Source organism: Synechococcus sp. R55.8, assembly GCF_047461895.1.
In the GTDB taxonomy this organism is placed as follows: Bacteria; Cyanobacteriota; Cyanobacteriia; order Thermostichales; family Thermostichaceae; genus Thermostichus.
This window is the reverse complement of sequence record NZ_JANSIB010000090.1, coordinates 1-12,659: the sequence shown is the minus strand read 5'-3', so window position 1 is coordinate 12,659 and position 12,659 is coordinate 1. Positions and strand designations below refer to the sequence as shown.

The 12,659-nt window shown below is 59.3% G+C and carries 15 protein-coding genes; 6 read left to right on the top strand and 9 right to left on the bottom strand.

Translation table 11 applies throughout. The annotated features are described in order from the left end of the window. Positions 1-257: 257 nt before the first annotated feature. The gene (locus NW829_RS09595) at positions 258-1,502 is read right to left on the bottom strand and encodes an HhoA/HhoB/HtrA family serine endopeptidase (protein WP_414416968.1); all 1,245 of its coding nucleotides are present in this window, start codon (positions 1,500-1,502) and stop codon (positions 258-260) included. A 279-nt stretch (positions 1,503-1,781) separates the two neighbouring features. On the opposite strand from NW829_RS09595, the gene NW829_RS09590 reads away from it, so the two are divergent. Continuing rightward, positions 1,782-2,489 carry a hypothetical protein gene (locus NW829_RS09590; protein ID WP_414407806.1) on the top strand — a complete coding sequence of 236 codons (708 nt, stop codon included), beginning with the start codon at positions 1,782-1,784 and terminating at the stop codon, positions 2,487-2,489. 25 nt (positions 2,490-2,514) lie between these two features. Here NW829_RS09590 and NW829_RS09585 read toward each other — a convergent pair whose 3' ends face one another. From NW829_RS09585 to NW829_RS09560, 6 genes are all read right to left on the bottom strand, one after another. After that, a complete protein-coding gene (locus NW829_RS09585) occupies positions 2,515-3,204 on the bottom strand; it encodes a V4R domain-containing protein (protein WP_414381204.1) in 690 nt (229 codons plus the stop codon). A gap of 118 nt (positions 3,205-3,322) precedes the next feature. Further along, positions 3,323-3,793, bottom strand: coding sequence for a phycobilisome protein (locus NW829_RS09580; protein WP_414344046.1), 471 nt, complete (start codon positions 3,791-3,793; stop codon positions 3,323-3,325). Between the two features lie 24 nt (positions 3,794-3,817). Further along, positions 3,818-4,411 (bottom strand): hypothetical protein, encoded by a 594-nt coding sequence (locus NW829_RS09575; protein ID WP_414406981.1) that lies wholly within the window; start codon positions 4,409-4,411, stop codon positions 3,818-3,820. A 61-nt stretch (positions 4,412-4,472) separates the two neighbouring features. Continuing rightward, positions 4,473-4,754: a hypothetical protein gene (locus tag NW829_RS09570; RefSeq protein WP_414416967.1), complete on the bottom strand. Its 282-nt coding sequence runs from the start codon at positions 4,752-4,754 to the stop codon at positions 4,473-4,475. Between the two features lie 59 nt (positions 4,755-4,813). Then, positions 4,814-5,497, bottom strand: a complete 684-nt coding sequence (locus NW829_RS09565) for a V4R domain-containing protein (protein ID WP_414389955.1) — start codon at positions 5,495-5,497, stop codon at positions 4,814-4,816. A 232-nt stretch (positions 5,498-5,729) separates the two neighbouring features. After that, the gene (locus NW829_RS09560) at positions 5,730-6,215 is read right to left on the bottom strand and encodes a 2Fe-2S iron-sulfur cluster-binding protein (protein WP_414331883.1); all 486 of its coding nucleotides are present in this window, start codon (positions 6,213-6,215) and stop codon (positions 5,730-5,732) included. 602 nt (positions 6,216-6,817) lie between these two features. Between NW829_RS09560 and NW829_RS09555 the strand changes: the two genes are divergently transcribed. Beyond that, positions 6,818-7,351 (top strand): phycobilisome rod-core linker polypeptide, encoded by a 534-nt coding sequence (locus NW829_RS09555; RefSeq protein WP_414344058.1) that lies wholly within the window; start codon positions 6,818-6,820, stop codon positions 7,349-7,351. On the opposite strand, the gene NW829_RS09550 is transcribed toward NW829_RS09555, so the two are convergent. Beyond that, positions 7,348-8,358, bottom strand: coding sequence for an ABC transporter substrate-binding protein (locus NW829_RS09550; protein ID WP_414416966.1), 1,011 nt, complete (start codon positions 8,356-8,358; stop codon positions 7,348-7,350). The two genes, NW829_RS09555 and NW829_RS09550, sit on opposite strands and share 4 nt — an antisense overlap. Before the next feature lie 175 nt (positions 8,359-8,533). Between NW829_RS09550 and cobA the strand changes: the two genes are divergently transcribed. Then, the gene (gene cobA, locus NW829_RS09545; protein WP_414416965.1) at positions 8,534-10,036 is read left to right on the top strand and encodes a uroporphyrinogen-III C-methyltransferase; all 1,503 of its coding nucleotides are present in this window, start codon (positions 8,534-8,536) and stop codon (positions 10,034-10,036) included. 117 nt (positions 10,037-10,153) lie between these two features. Continuing rightward, positions 10,154-10,978 (top strand): 1,4-dihydroxy-2-naphthoyl-CoA synthase, encoded by an 825-nt coding sequence (gene menB, locus NW829_RS09540; protein WP_011432215.1) that lies wholly within the window; start codon positions 10,154-10,156, stop codon positions 10,976-10,978. 14 nt (positions 10,979-10,992) lie between these two features. Here the strand turns inward: menB and NW829_RS09535 are convergent, their stop codons facing one another. Next, positions 10,993-11,259 carry a hypothetical protein gene (locus NW829_RS09535; protein WP_414331890.1) on the bottom strand — a complete coding sequence of 89 codons (267 nt, stop codon included), beginning with the start codon at positions 11,257-11,259 and terminating at the stop codon, positions 10,993-10,995. A 53-nt stretch (positions 11,260-11,312) separates the two neighbouring features. On the opposite strand from NW829_RS09535, the gene NW829_RS09530 reads away from it, so the two are divergent. Both NW829_RS09530 and NW829_RS09525 read left to right on the top strand, forming a co-directional pair. Further along, a complete protein-coding gene (locus NW829_RS09530) occupies positions 11,313-12,227 on the top strand; it encodes an IS256 family transposase (protein ID WP_414416964.1) in 915 nt (304 codons plus the stop codon). Then, positions 12,151-12,534 (top strand): transposase, encoded by a 384-nt coding sequence (locus NW829_RS09525; RefSeq protein ID WP_414344069.1) that lies wholly within the window; start codon positions 12,151-12,153, stop codon positions 12,532-12,534. The genes NW829_RS09530 and NW829_RS09525 overlap by 77 nt, the downstream gene beginning before the upstream one ends. The last annotated feature ends 125 nt before the right edge of the window (positions 12,535-12,659 follow it).

Below are 12,659 nucleotides of genomic sequence, written 5' to 3'. Positions count from 1 at the left end.
CGTAACTGCAAGAACCAACCGTAGAGATCGCCAGTACGGTCACTGCAAGTTGGTTTGAAACAGCCCAAGTGTAAGGACTCCGTCCGAGTAGCGCGAAAGGACTCCGTCCCGCTGGCGCGATCAGCACCGCCCCAGCCCCTCTCCCAGGGGAAAAGGGGAGTTCGCAACCTAGGTTGAGAGGTTTACCCCCATTGACAACAACCCTGCTGTGTCGCTGGGGTCTGGTTGATACTTGAGGGGCGGTCAACCATGCCCAATCAGCCTCCGCTCGGAACCGGGAAAGAGCCCGTTACCGCCCGGATCTTCTGTCGTCGCCCGGCTCGCTCGATCTCCAGCTCCAGGGTGCTGCCCACCTCGGTGCGCTCCACCTCCTGTTGCACCTGATCGGCTGTGGTTACGGCACGACCATTGATGGAGAGAATGACATCCCCAGACCGCAGCCCTGCCCGTTCCGCTGGGGATCCCTGGATGACTTCGCCAATCAGTACACCCTGATCCACCGTTATCAAAATGCGGCTATTGGGATCCTGGTTGAGGCGCTCCTTCAGCTCTGGAGTCAGCGTGAGCATGCGGATGCCCAGGTAGGGGTGATCCACCTTGCCGCGAGTGATCAACTGATTGGCCACCCGCTGGGCCGTCTCAATGGGGATGGCGAAGCCCAACCCTTGCGCTCCCTGGATGATGGCGGTGTTCACCCCGATCACCTCCCCTTGAGCGTTGAGCAGCGGGCCGCCGGAGTTGCCGGGGTTAATGGCCGCATCCGTTTGGATAAAAGATACCCGCTTGTCAGGCACCCGAATCTCCCCGCTGGAACGGCCCAAAGCGCTGATGATCCCAGCCGTAACGGTGTTATCCAAACCCAGGGGGTTGCCGATGGCAATGGCCCACTGGCCCGGCTCCAGGGTTTCCGAGCGCCCCAGCTTCACGGTCGGCAGGTTCTGGGCGTTGATCTTCACCACGGCGATGTCCGTAACCGGATCCGAACCGATTACCTGCCCATCAAAGCTGCGGGTATCCTTGAGCGTCACCGTTACCTTGTCGGATCCCTCGACCACATGGGCATTGGTGATGATCTGGCCGTCTGGGCTGATGATGAACCCAGAGCCGGTTCCCTGCTGTCGCCGCTGCCGAGGGATGGAAGGGATCGCTTGGCCAAAGAAATCCCGGAAAAAGGGATCGCTGAAAAACTCCTCCGGAAAAGGCGCAGGGGCGCGCACCGTCCGCTCCGAATCAATGCGAACCACCGCCGGCCCCACCTTTTGCGCCACATCGGCGATGAAATTCAGGTTCAGTTGGGGCGGGGTTGCCGTCGTCTGGGCAGATACCCCCTTGCCCCCCACCAGAGCCGCTCCCAGCCCAATGCCCAGCAGCACCAGCAGCACTGACGAGAGAAGAGACTTCCAAGTGGAGATGGCAAAAGGCTGGAAAGAGGATTGAGCAGGTTGGGCGGAAGCTTCTGACCCGGGAGAGGGCTGGCCCGGCATGGATGTGCTGCGCTTCATAGCTACAAGAAGAGGGTTGGGATGCTGCAAGACTTCGGCCCCACGCAGGGGAAGAAACCTAGAGCCTAATCTAACATGGACAGCAGGGATCCCAGAGTGGGCAACCCTGGCGCTTTGCCGTACTTCCATCTGGAGCGAAGAGCAGCCGAATCTGCTCACCCAAGGTAGCCCATCTCCCATTCAGTTGGCTTTGATCACGATAGTGAGGCCAGGAAAGCTTTTGTTCCCGACTTTGGCCGGTTTGCAGCTAGCGTAGGAATGATGAATGGGGGTAAGACCATGACCAACCCAGCCAGCCGCCTGTTGGCTCCTCTGCTTGGCGGATTGCTCTCAGCGCAGATGGCCGCCCCAGTTTTGGCCCAAATGGGGCCCTTGCCACCACCGCCTGCCGGTGAGGGATGGCGTCCTGTGAATCCTCGCCCCCTTCCCCCTGGCCCTCAACCCCTGCAACCTGGCCAGCCCTTTCAACTGCAAACCACGTTGCTATTGCGCTCCGGGGATCTGATCCAGGCGGTGCATCGCTCTCCAGAAACCCTCTTGATTGCCCCTGGGGAAACCCGTGCCGTCAGCCTTAGCCTGGATACTCCTCTGCGGGACATCTACGGCAACACGGTCGTCCCGGCGGGGGCCGTTTTGGAAGGCCAATTTCAGCCGGTGAGCGGCGGCACCCAGTTTGTCTCGCGGGCCCTGATTTTCAACGGCCAATCCTACCCCCTCTATGCCCAGAGCCAGGTTATCCCGCTGCGTAAGGATCCCCGCCACACTTCCGGGGAAGCGATTGTGCAGGATGCCTTGATCGGGGCAGCCGCAGGAGCGATTTTGGGGGGCCTCTTCGGCGACCGCGTGATCTCGACGGAGAAAGTGCTGGGTGGAGCGGCGGCAGGGGCTGTCATCGGCAATGTAACGGCGCCGGAAGTGGCGGTGATCGACGCCAATGCCAACTTGACTCTGACGGTCACCCAAGATTTTCAGCCCTACCTGCCCTAGCGAGCTTCTGAAAACAGCTCTGGCCCTAGGGACTGGCCGTGAGCCGATCCAAAATCTCGTCGTGGGAGAGGCCCTTGCGCACCCATTCCTCGCAGTGGTGCAGCCGCTGAGCCGTGCCGATGAGGAAGCGGTTGAGATCGGCCCCCAGGGATTCGCAGGTGGTCTGCACGCAGATGAGATCCCGCCCCGAAAGCAAGGAGAAGAGGCTGGCCAGCATTCCCGCCTCCAAATATCCGGCAGGCTCTCGCCGTGCAGAAGGTTCCTCCGGGTTGAAGCTGGCGCGAGCGGCAAGGGCAAACCCGGAATGGCGGATCCCGGCTTGAACCAAGCCGTGGTCAGCAGCGGAAAAGTCCAGCTCCAGGCGTCCCCAACCGTGGGTGGCCCAGAGGTCGCTGAGGGCATCCAGGAAGATCCCCATCGGCAATTCCTGCAGCGGCTGCTGGTAGTAGCCGGAAAGCTCGTCTTCAACACGGCGGAAAAATGCCTCTCCCCAATCGCGGCCACAGTTGTAGAGAATGACGCGGGTGGCTTGGCCAGTTTCATAGCGCAGGCCGGAGTAGAGAGCCTCCAGCAGGGGCATGGGAAAGGCCGCCAAGCGGTATCCTCCGCGGCTGTAGAGCAGTCCGGTGTGGATGTCAGGGCGGATGTAGTAGGCAGGGCTAAAGCAGTGCCCAGGCAAGATCTGGTCTTGCAGAATCTCTTGCAGGGTAGTCATGGCTATCTCACAGGGGGATGGACGGATTTGAGGGCGGCTGGAACTTGGCCTTTTGGAGTGAAGGGATGAATGTCCGGTGGATTGGCAAAACTAGGGAATCCATTGAGGGCGAATGGACCTAGTTAACCAGCATGGATTTGGCCAAAAGCAGATAAGGACGGATCATCTCGCTCTCTTCTGCCCCAAAGATGTAGGTCAGGGAGTCGAGCATTAACTTGTAGGCAGGCTGGCATTGGTCGCGCATCTTGAACGATTTCAGGATCGTCTCCAGCCAGTAGAGCAATTTATCCCTCAGGTAGTCTTCGTCGTTGAGCAGCATGGCCATGCAGCAGTAGCGCCACACCATGCTCAGATCCCGGCGGCAGCGCTCCCAGGCCAGGTGACCATGCTGGCGGATTAAATTCGGCATCATCGGCTGAAACTTCTCCATCACCCGATCCAGCAGCTCTTGTTCTTTGGCCTGCAGAACCTGGTAAAGGCGGACCCGCTTCGGGATCCCTTCCACGTAGGCGTGTAGAGTTTTCAACTCGTCCGGGCGCAGATAGCGGCCTTCGCTTTGTTGCATCAGCTCGGCAACCCTTGAATTCATAGATAGAGCCTCCTTCAGTGGGCTTCACACAAACATTTCCGCCAAGGTGAGAGCCCTCTCCGGCGGAACTGTGGGCAGGTCAACCTCGGCCTCAGACCTAGAAGAAGAGGGGGAAGGGAACTGGGCCTGAGAAGTGGCGCAGACAGCTTGTAGCTCTTGCCAGTAGGGGGCAAGCAAACCCTGCTGATCCGCTGGCAGGGATCCCTGAACCACTGCCCGTAGCTGAGCGAGCGCTTGCGGCAACCCTAGGTACTGTTCCATCGCACCAAGAGTTACCTGCTGCACAGGGGTGGGATCCCCCAGCAACAGACTCAGGCCCAGGGAGCGCAAACAAAAGGCCAATTGACGAGCCAAGAGGCGCTGAGCCGGGGTTAGAGAAGGTTCTGCCCCCTCTCTGGCGGGATTGCTGCTGGGCAACGCTGTCGCGACGGGGGTTGGCCCCTGCTGTTGCAAAACCTTTTGGATCCAGGTCAGCTCTTGCTGTTGTAAGACTTGGTAGAGCTCCAGCCGTTCTTCAAAAGAGAGCGAGTAACGAATCAGGTCTTGCAGATCGTCGGGTGTTAGGTAACCCCCTTCTCGATCGGCAATGCGCTCCGGCCAAGAGTGAAGGTCATCCATGGGTGAAGTCTCCTTAAAAACAGAGGGCAAAACAAAACCGAGATCCCTGAACAAACCAGAGCTAGAGCAAAGCTCCGCCAAACAAAGCGGCAAAATCCTCAAGAGTAAAGGGATCCTCCGCTGGCAATTCCGGCACCGGCTCCACCCATGGGCGGATGCCCGACCAATTGAAGCCGGCAAAAAACTGGCCCACCGACTGGGCAAAGAGCACGGGGGACTGCGGCGGCAGTTCTTGAGCGGAGGAAGCCTTGGCTGGGGGTCGATTATCCCAGTTCAACCCCTGCAAAAAGACCGCCAGCGGCTGGGTTAAGTCCAGATCGGTGTCTAAGTTGAAGGTGACCATGGGCGTTTCTCCAAAGTGTCGAGGGATCCCAGAGAGCCTTCAAAAGCCACAAGCAAGCCTCACAACTGGTGCAAACGCTGCTCGATCTCGCGGGCGCTGGCCCCTTCGGTGATCCAAAAATTGGCGGCATCAATGCGTTCTTGCCCGCCCAACAGGAACTTGCAGTAGGTTTCCCCCATGGCGTAGCACTGGATCTCGATGCAGGCCAGCTCGCGGGAAGTCATAGCGGTGAAAAACCCGGCAAATAGCCCGGCATAGAGATGACAAACCGGCTTGCCCACATCCCCAAGGGTGCGAGCCACCATCGAGTCAAACAAGTTGATAAACAGGAAGCCTTTTTGTTTGGATTCGGTTTCCACCTCCCACTTGCCCCAGCCCTGAGCCGTAAAAGGCCACCACCAAGTCTCCAGCAAAAACAAAAGGTTGGACTGTTTTACGCCAATCCCATACTCCCGCTCGTACCACTCGGAGAAGTGCTTGGCATCGCGGATGCCCCAATCTCTGCCAATGGTGTACATCACCGCCGCCGAAGCATCCCCCACTTCCCGTTCCAGGCCTGTTTGCAAACCCACAATAAAGTCTTCGCTGAGCAGGAGATTTTGCGTGTTGTTCCAGTCGATGATCGTGCCCTGATCTCGGTTGAAGCGGAAGAAATCGCGGTAACTGTAGTGGGCATGCTTGTCGCGGCCCACAGGCAGGGTGACTGCAGGACGGGGATCCGGTCGAGATGGAGTGGTGACCATGGTGCTCTCCTGATAAAAAATGGATAATTCTAGATTGCAAAGCAACAGGATTTGGTGGGATTTGTAGGGATCAACTGGGCCAGACAATGCCAATGAGTCAACAAAATGAATGGCTAAGCATTCGATAAACTTGGTCAGCTATCTGAGGGATCCAACATTGTTCAATCCTTGGTTGATTGTCTATAAGACAATGCCCGCTGAGCCCAAGGGATCCCTGAATATCGACAATCCATCAAACTTCCCGAGTTTGGGCCAGCGTATTGCCAATGATGCGGAAGTCCTCATTTTCTAGCTGCTTAACAGTAGAGCGAGTGATGATCTTGCCCTGCTCCACCAAAACCTTCCCCGTCCGTGGGTGCAGCAGGTCTTGTTCGGCCCGCCGACCGATGAGCACTTCGATATCCCTCAGCGAGTTCACGTACATCCCCGGCGGCAGCTCCACCACCACGCCATCGGAAACCACCCGCGCCTGACAGGCCAGCCGGGAATTGCTGCGGGCGCTGGTAATGGTCTCCAGAGTCTTGGCCTCGCGGGGGGTGATGGGAGTGAGGCTTTCCATTCCCTCTTTGACGTAAACATGACAGGTGGCGCAGAGGCCGCGACCGTTACATTCCCGCGAAACCTGCAGCTCCTCCGACAAAATGGCCGACAGCAGATTGCTGTAGGTATCGACCTCCGAGACGCGAGATAAAGGCTCTAGCCGGATTTGTTTAACCATAGACGGGATCCACATTAAGGGCAGACAAAAACCCCGGCAGGCAGGATCTACTGCATAAGCAACGCAAACCAATCACAAAAATTGATTGATCCCTTCCCCTGCAGCCCCCTTGCAGGTCTACAGCAACACCTGAGTCCCCAGTCAATCAAACCAGAGCACTTCACCAGAGCACTTCAAATGATGAGCCCTGCACCTGTGACCCTGGGAGAGGCTGCATTCTTTACTTAACTTATATTCTGGATCTGGAGCAGGTTATTCTGGATGGAAGTGTCATAATACTTAACTACGAATAAACACGGAATTTTTTTTATCGGCTAGAAAGTTACAAAGTGAAATCACGTAAATTGGAGAAAATGACAATCCTTTCGTAAATATTTATCGCAGATCTCCCCCGGTCGTTCTGTCGGCAAGGTAAATCTTAAGTAGAACCTTCACGGTCTTTTATTGGCAATTTTGTTACAGAAGGATGTGCTGAAGTTTGCCGTAAAAGCGTATCGAGCCATTTGCTATTCCCTTCATAATTTCTTTAAAGTAGTCCCCCATTTTGTCTGTAAATCGATCTTTTCTGTTTTTGTTGGCTTCGTCGATTGGGAGCTAGGGTTATGGAATCGCGCCAGCGCCGGCAGGATCCGCAAACGTTGCAAAACCTGTTGCGGGCTGCCTACCAACAGCTTTTGGAACGCCAGCCCTACCAGCACGAGAAAGCGGGAGAACTGGAGAAAATCGAGCAGGACTTCTTGCGGGGGCGGATCGGGATTAAGCGCTTGGTTCGCCAGATTGGGGGGTCCCGGCTCTACCGGCAACTCTTTTTCAGTGCCGGCTGCAACACCCGCTGTGTAGAGCAGGGCTTCAAGCACTTTTTGGGACGGGCCCCGGCCAGCAAGGAGGAGGTGGCCGCCTACCACGACATTTTGGTGCACCAGGGCTTGCAGGCCATGGTCAATGCCTTTATCGACTCGGAGGAGTACCGCCACCAGTTCGGCAACGACCATCTGCCCCACCCCCGCCAACGGCTGAGCGGCCACCCACCTTTGGCCTACTTGCTGACAAACCAAATGCACCGGCGCCATGAGCTGGGGATGCAGGGATCCCCGCTTTTGCACAGTTTGGCGGCGATGGAAGTGGGGATCCCTTAGGCAGTGGGGCCGGGGAGGAAGTCGAGGGTATAGGCTTGGCGAACCTCCAGACCCGCTGCGCCGATCCCCAGGGCCACCATCTCCTGAAAGTAGGTTTGCCAGCGCTGGTGGGTCATGGCGCCGATCCCCAGCGTGGCGGCATCTCCACTGGTGAGAAGGCCGTAGTCTTTTAGGGCTTGGTGGGCGTAGGCCAGGAGGGCCTCGCTCATGTTGGGGTTGTCTTGGCGGATGAGGCGATTGCCGGGGCGGGGATCCTCTAGGTAGCTCTGCCAGCCCTGGATGGAGGCAGCTACAAATTTTCGCACCTGCTCCGGGTGCTGTTCGGCAAAGGGGCGGGTGGTCTCCAGGGTGGTGGCGTAGGGGGAATAGCCGTAGTCGGCCAGCAGAAAAACGACGGGATCAAAGCCCCCCTCCTGGCGCACGCGGAAGGGCTCGGAGGTCACATAGCCCTGCTGGGCAGAAGACTTGTCCAGCAAGAAGGGCGTGAGGCTGAGGTTGTAGGGGCGCTTCTGCTCGTCGCTGAAGCCAAATTTGGCCCGCAAAAAAGGCCAGTAGGTGAGGTTGGCCCCCGGTGACACCCAGATGGGCTTGCCCCGCAGGTCTTCCAGGCGCTCGATGCCCACCCCTGGATGGGCCAAGAGACACTGGGGATCCTTCTGGAAAAAGGCGGCCACGGTGAGAACAGGGATCCCAGCTTGCAGAGCCGCCAGAGCGTCGGGGCTGCCGCCGAGCACAAAATCTGCCGCTCCCCCGGCTAGCAGTTGCAGCACGTTAACCGCCGTTCCCCCCATGCGGATTTCCACCTGCAGACCGTAGTCGGCGTAGATGCCGGTGGCCAGGGCTTGGTAAAAGCCGCCGTGTTCGGCCTGGGCGTACCAGTTGGTGACCAGTCGCAAGGGCCGGGATCTGGCCGAAGAGGGGCGGGAGCCCGCTCCTACTGCTAGCAGAGCAGCTCCACTGGCCAAAAAACGCCGCCGCGGCCAAGGCTCTGGAGTTACACCGGACATAGGCAGGGATCCTCAGGCGGCCACGCTTTCAGTATCTCGCAAGTAGACCAGTTTTTCCTCAGGCTGGCCACCCCTTGGAAGAGGAGCTGTTGGGAGGCGTCTTCGATTTATATTTGCAAAGCAAGCGGGATCCCCTTCTTACAAGGGGCAAGATCGACATTCCAAGGGGTAGGGCATGGGCAAGGTGTATCTAGTGGGGGCAGGGCTGGGCGGGCGGGCGGGCCTGACGCAGGGAGCACTGGAGATCCTACGGCAGGCTGAGGCTATCTGGATCGACGAGCTGGTGGATGAGCGCTTGTTGGCAGAGTTGCCGCCGCAGGCGCAGGTGTGGCGACGCTCTGGGCCAGGAAGCCTCCAGGAGGGCATCCACTGGCTCATCCAGCGCTGCCGAGAAGGCAAACAGGTGGTTCACCTCAAGTCAGGGGATCCCTTGATCTTTGGCCGCGCTCGCGAGGAGATCCAAGCCCTTAGGGAGGCGGGCTGTCCCTTTGAGATTTGGCCGGGGTTGTCGTCGGCCCTGGCTGGCCCCCTCTGGGCAGGGATCCCCCTGACCGATAAGCACTTAAGCCGCGTTTTTGCCGTGCTGACTGCCCACGATCTAGAGGCCTTGCCCTGGAGCGCCCTGGCCCAGTTGGATACTTTGGTGATTTTGATGGGATCCCGGCAGCGACAGCACATTGGCGCACGGCTGGTGGAGTCTGGGATCCCGGCAGACCGACCGGTGGCCTTGATCTGGGGGGCGGGGCAAGCAGAGCAACAGGTGTGGGTAGGCACCTTGGCGGAGCTGCAGCAGGAGGCGGGTCAGGCGAAGTTGCCGGGTCTGCTGGTGGTCGGGGAGGTGATCCGGTTGCGGCAGGACTTTTTGCCGGGGATCCCACCCTTGCCGCCACCGGCTCCTTTGGCAGGCAAGACGGTGCTGGTTACCCGTTCTGAGGGGCAATCGCCAGCTTTTCGGGAGCTGCTACAGGCCCAGGGGGCGCGGGTGCTGGAGATGCCGACCCTGGTGATCCAGCCGCCCACGAGCTGGGATCCCTTGGATACAGCCATTGCCAACCTGGAACAATTCGACTGGCTGCTGCTGACCTCTGCCAATGGAGTGCAGGCTTTCTTTGAGCGGCTGCAGCGGCAGGGGCGAGATAGCCGAGCACTCCACTCCCTGCAAGTGGCGGTGGTGGGATCCAAAACCGCTTCCGTGCTGGCCCAGTACGGCATTCGCCCGGATCTGATGCCCTCCGAGTTTGTGGCCGAAGCCCTGCTACCCATTTGGCCGCAGCCAGTGCAGGGGCAGCGCATCCTCTTTCCCCGCGTTGAGTCAGGAGGGCGGGAGGAGCTGGTACAGGGGTTGCGGCAGCGAGGAGCAGAGGTGGTGGAGGTGGCCGCCTATCAGTCCGCCTGTCCAGCAGCAGCGGATCCCCAGGTGGTGGAGGCTCTGAAGGCCCGTCAGGTGGACATCCTCACCTTTGCCAGCTCCAAGACGGTGCAGCATTTTGCCCACTTGATCCAGCAGGCAGGGCTAGGCCCTGAGATCTGGGATCCACCCGTGCAGATTGCCGCCATTGGCCCCAAGACGGCCGCAACCTGCAAGGCTGCATTTGGTCGAGTGGACATCGCAGCCCAGGAGTATACTTTGGAAGGATTGGTGGAAGCCCTCATCCAAGCGACCAACCGTTCTACCTAGCCTTTTCAGGCCGTTCGCGGTAGCGGTGCAGAGTACCCAGGTGCTCCTCATAGTGAGCCCCCATCAGCCAAACGGAACTCTCCTGGCCCGGCATCCCAATAGATACACCCAGACACCATGTGGCAGACGGCCAAGCTCTACGAAGACATTCTTTACGAAAAAACGGATGGCATTGCCAAGATCACCATCAACCGTCCCCACAAGCGCAACGCCTTCCGCCCCAAGACCATTGCCGAGCTGATTGATGCGTTTGCCGATGTGCGAGAGGATCCCAGGATTGGAGTAGTGCTCTTAACAGGCGCCGGGCCCCATACCGATGGGAAGTATGCCTTCTGCGCCGGCGGGGATCAAAGCGTACGGGGCGAGGCCGGTTACCTGGATGAGGCCGGGATCCCTCGTCTCAATGTGCTGGATCTGCAGCGCATCATCCGCTCTTTGCCCAAGGTGGTGATTGCCCTAGTGGCAGGCTACGCCATTGGGGGTGGCCATGTTTTGCATCTCATCTGCGACCTGACCATTGCCGCCGATAATGCCATCTTTGGGCAAACCGGCCCTAGGGTGGGCAGCTTCGATGGGGGCTTTGGGGCCGCCTACCTGGCGCGAGTGGTGGGGCAAAAAAAAGCCCGCGAGATTTGGTTCCTCTGCCGCCAATACACCGCAGCCCAAGCCCTAGAGATGGGTCTGGTCAATGCCGTGGTGCCAGTGGAAGAGCTAGAAGCTGAAGGGATCCGCTGGGCGCAAGAAATTCTCCAGCACAGCCCCTTAGCCATCCGCTGCCTCAAAGCCGCCTTCAACGCCGACTGCGATGGGCAGGTGGGGCTGCAGGAGCTGGCCGGAGATGCGACGTTGCTGTTCTACATGACCGAAGAAGCTGCTGAGGGCAAACGCGCCTTTTTGGAAAAGCGCCCACCTAACTTTCGCCAGTTTCCCTGGCTGCCATAGTTTGTTTGTTTTCATTAATTCCACTTCCCCGAAGGGAAGCGACCTGTAGGGCTGGGCTTTACCTCAAACTCAAGCAGCAGCACCACCTGACGGAAATACCGCTGTCGATATTCCGCCAGGAAATATGCAGCCCGAGGTCTGTCAAAATCAGCGGGTAGCTCCAGCGCTGCTATATCCAACGGTTGCCCCACCAGAGCGTACCCCAGAGATGCAAAGAGACCAGCCACCTCAGCAACCGATCGGATCCCTCGAATGTCTTCCACATCCAGTTGAGTAGCCATTGCCGCACTCCGGTGATCTGTGGCGGTAGTGTCGCGTATTTTGTGGGTTAAGCATGGAGGGCGGAATGGACCGAGAGGAGCTCAAGAGGTTGACCAAGGAGGAGATCAGCCGGCGCATCCGGGAAGGGGTCAAGGCCGTCATAGTGCTCCGCACCGCTTACGCGAACGAGCAGGTGTTGGAAGAAGAGATGACCGAGCACCTGGCTGCGGGTTACCGTGAGCGCACCCCAAGCCGCCGCGGGGAGCGGAACGGCTACTACACCCGGGACCTCATCACGCCGGCGGGCAGGATCGCCCAGCTCCGGGTACCCCGGGACCGGGAGGGGACTTTCCTGACCGAGGTCTTTGAGCGGTACAAGCGGATGACCGGAGAGGTAGAAGAGGCGGTGCTGGAGATGTACCTCCAAGGGGTCTCCACCCGCAAGGTAGCGGCCATCACGGAGGGCGTGTCCCGGGTGTGCATCGGTAAGGACGCGGTCTCCAGGGTAGCCCAGCGCCTGGAGGAGGAGCTCTCCGCCTGGCGGGGCCGGCCTTTGGAGCTGGCCTACCCCTACCTCTACCTGGACGCGGCCTACTTCAAGGTGAACTGGGGCGGGCGGGTGGTGGACCTGGCCCTTCTGGTGGCGGTGGGGGTGAACGAAGAAGGCTACCGGGAAGTGCTGACGGTGGAGCCGGCGGGCGGGGAGAGGAAGGAGGCCTGGAGGAACCTGCTGAAGGGCCTGGTGGAGCGGGGGCTTCATGGGGTGAGGCTGGTCATTTCCGACGACCACCTTTCCATCCGCCAAGCGGTGATGGCGGAGCTTCCTGGGGCCAGCTGGCAGCGGTGCGTGGTGCACTTTATACTTTATACGGAACGTTTTAGCTCATGTGCCGCAGTCGGAGCGGGGTGTAGTGGCCGAGGAGCTCCAGGAGGTGTTTGTGGCGCGGCGGCGGGGCACGGCGGAATCTCTGGCCCAGGAGTTCGTTGAGCGTTACCGGGACCGGTTTAAGCGGGCGGTGGAGGTGTTTGCCCAGGGTCTGGGGGAGGCCCTGACCTACCTGGACTTTCCCGGGGTCCACCAGCGGCACATCAAGAGCACGAATGTGCTGGAGCGGCTTATCCGTGAGGTGAAGCGGCGGACCAGGGTGGTTGGGGTCTTCCCCGGCGAGGGGAGCCTGGTGAATCTGGCCACGGTGGTGATGCTGAGGGCCACGGAGGACTGGGCTTTCCGGCGTTACCTGGACATGGGCCCGCTTTGGGCCGCGGAAGAGAAACCCACAAAAATCGCGACTTGACCATGCATGTGGGATCCCCTCAGCGGATGAGGAACGGCAAGTAAACAGGGATCTGATCATTTACATCATTTACAAACTGCTTGTAGGTCTGCACCTGCCGGTTGATGACGGCCCAGCACAGTACC

Coding starts and splice junctions, on each gene's coding strand:
- NW829_RS09570 (WP_414416967.1), bottom strand. CDS start 4,754: ATGGTCACCTTCAACTTAGACACCGATCTGGACTTAACCCAGCCGCTG.
- NW829_RS09530 (WP_414416964.1), top strand. CDS start 11,313: ATGGAGGGCGGAATGGACCGAGAGGAGCTCAAGAGGTTGACCAAGGAG.
- NW829_RS09565 (WP_414389955.1), bottom strand. CDS start 5,497: ATGGTCACCACTCCATCTCGACCGGATCCCCGTCCTGCAGTCACCCTG.
- NW829_RS09580 (WP_414344046.1), bottom strand. CDS start 3,793: ATGAATTCAAGGGTTGCCGAGCTGATGCAACAAAGCGAAGGCCGCTAT.
- NW829_RS09560 (WP_414331883.1), bottom strand. CDS start 6,215: ATGGTTAAACAAATCCGGCTAGAGCCTTTATCTCGCGTCTCGGAGGTC.
- NW829_RS09535 (WP_414331890.1), bottom strand. CDS start 11,259: ATGGCTACTCAACTGGATGTGGAAGACATTCGAGGGATCCGATCGGTT.
- NW829_RS09555 (WP_414344058.1), top strand. CDS start 6,818: ATGGAATCGCGCCAGCGCCGGCAGGATCCGCAAACGTTGCAAAACCTG.
- menB (WP_011432215.1), top strand. CDS start 10,154: ATGTGGCAGACGGCCAAGCTCTACGAAGACATTCTTTACGAAAAAACG.
- NW829_RS09590 (WP_414407806.1), top strand. CDS start 1,782: ATGACCAACCCAGCCAGCCGCCTGTTGGCTCCTCTGCTTGGCGGATTG.
- NW829_RS09595 (WP_414416968.1), bottom strand. CDS start 1,502: ATGAAGCGCAGCACATCCATGCCGGGCCAGCCCTCTCCCGGGTCAGAA.
- NW829_RS09575 (WP_414406981.1), bottom strand. CDS start 4,411: ATGGATGACCTTCACTCTTGGCCGGAGCGCATTGCCGATCGAGAAGGG.
- NW829_RS09585 (WP_414381204.1), bottom strand. CDS start 3,204: ATGACTACCCTGCAAGAGATTCTGCAAGACCAGATCTTGCCTGGGCAC.
- NW829_RS09550 (WP_414416966.1), bottom strand. CDS start 8,358: ATGTCCGGTGTAACTCCAGAGCCTTGGCCGCGGCGGCGTTTTTTGGCC.
- cobA (WP_414416965.1), top strand. CDS start 8,534: ATGGGCAAGGTGTATCTAGTGGGGGCAGGGCTGGGCGGGCGGGCGGGC.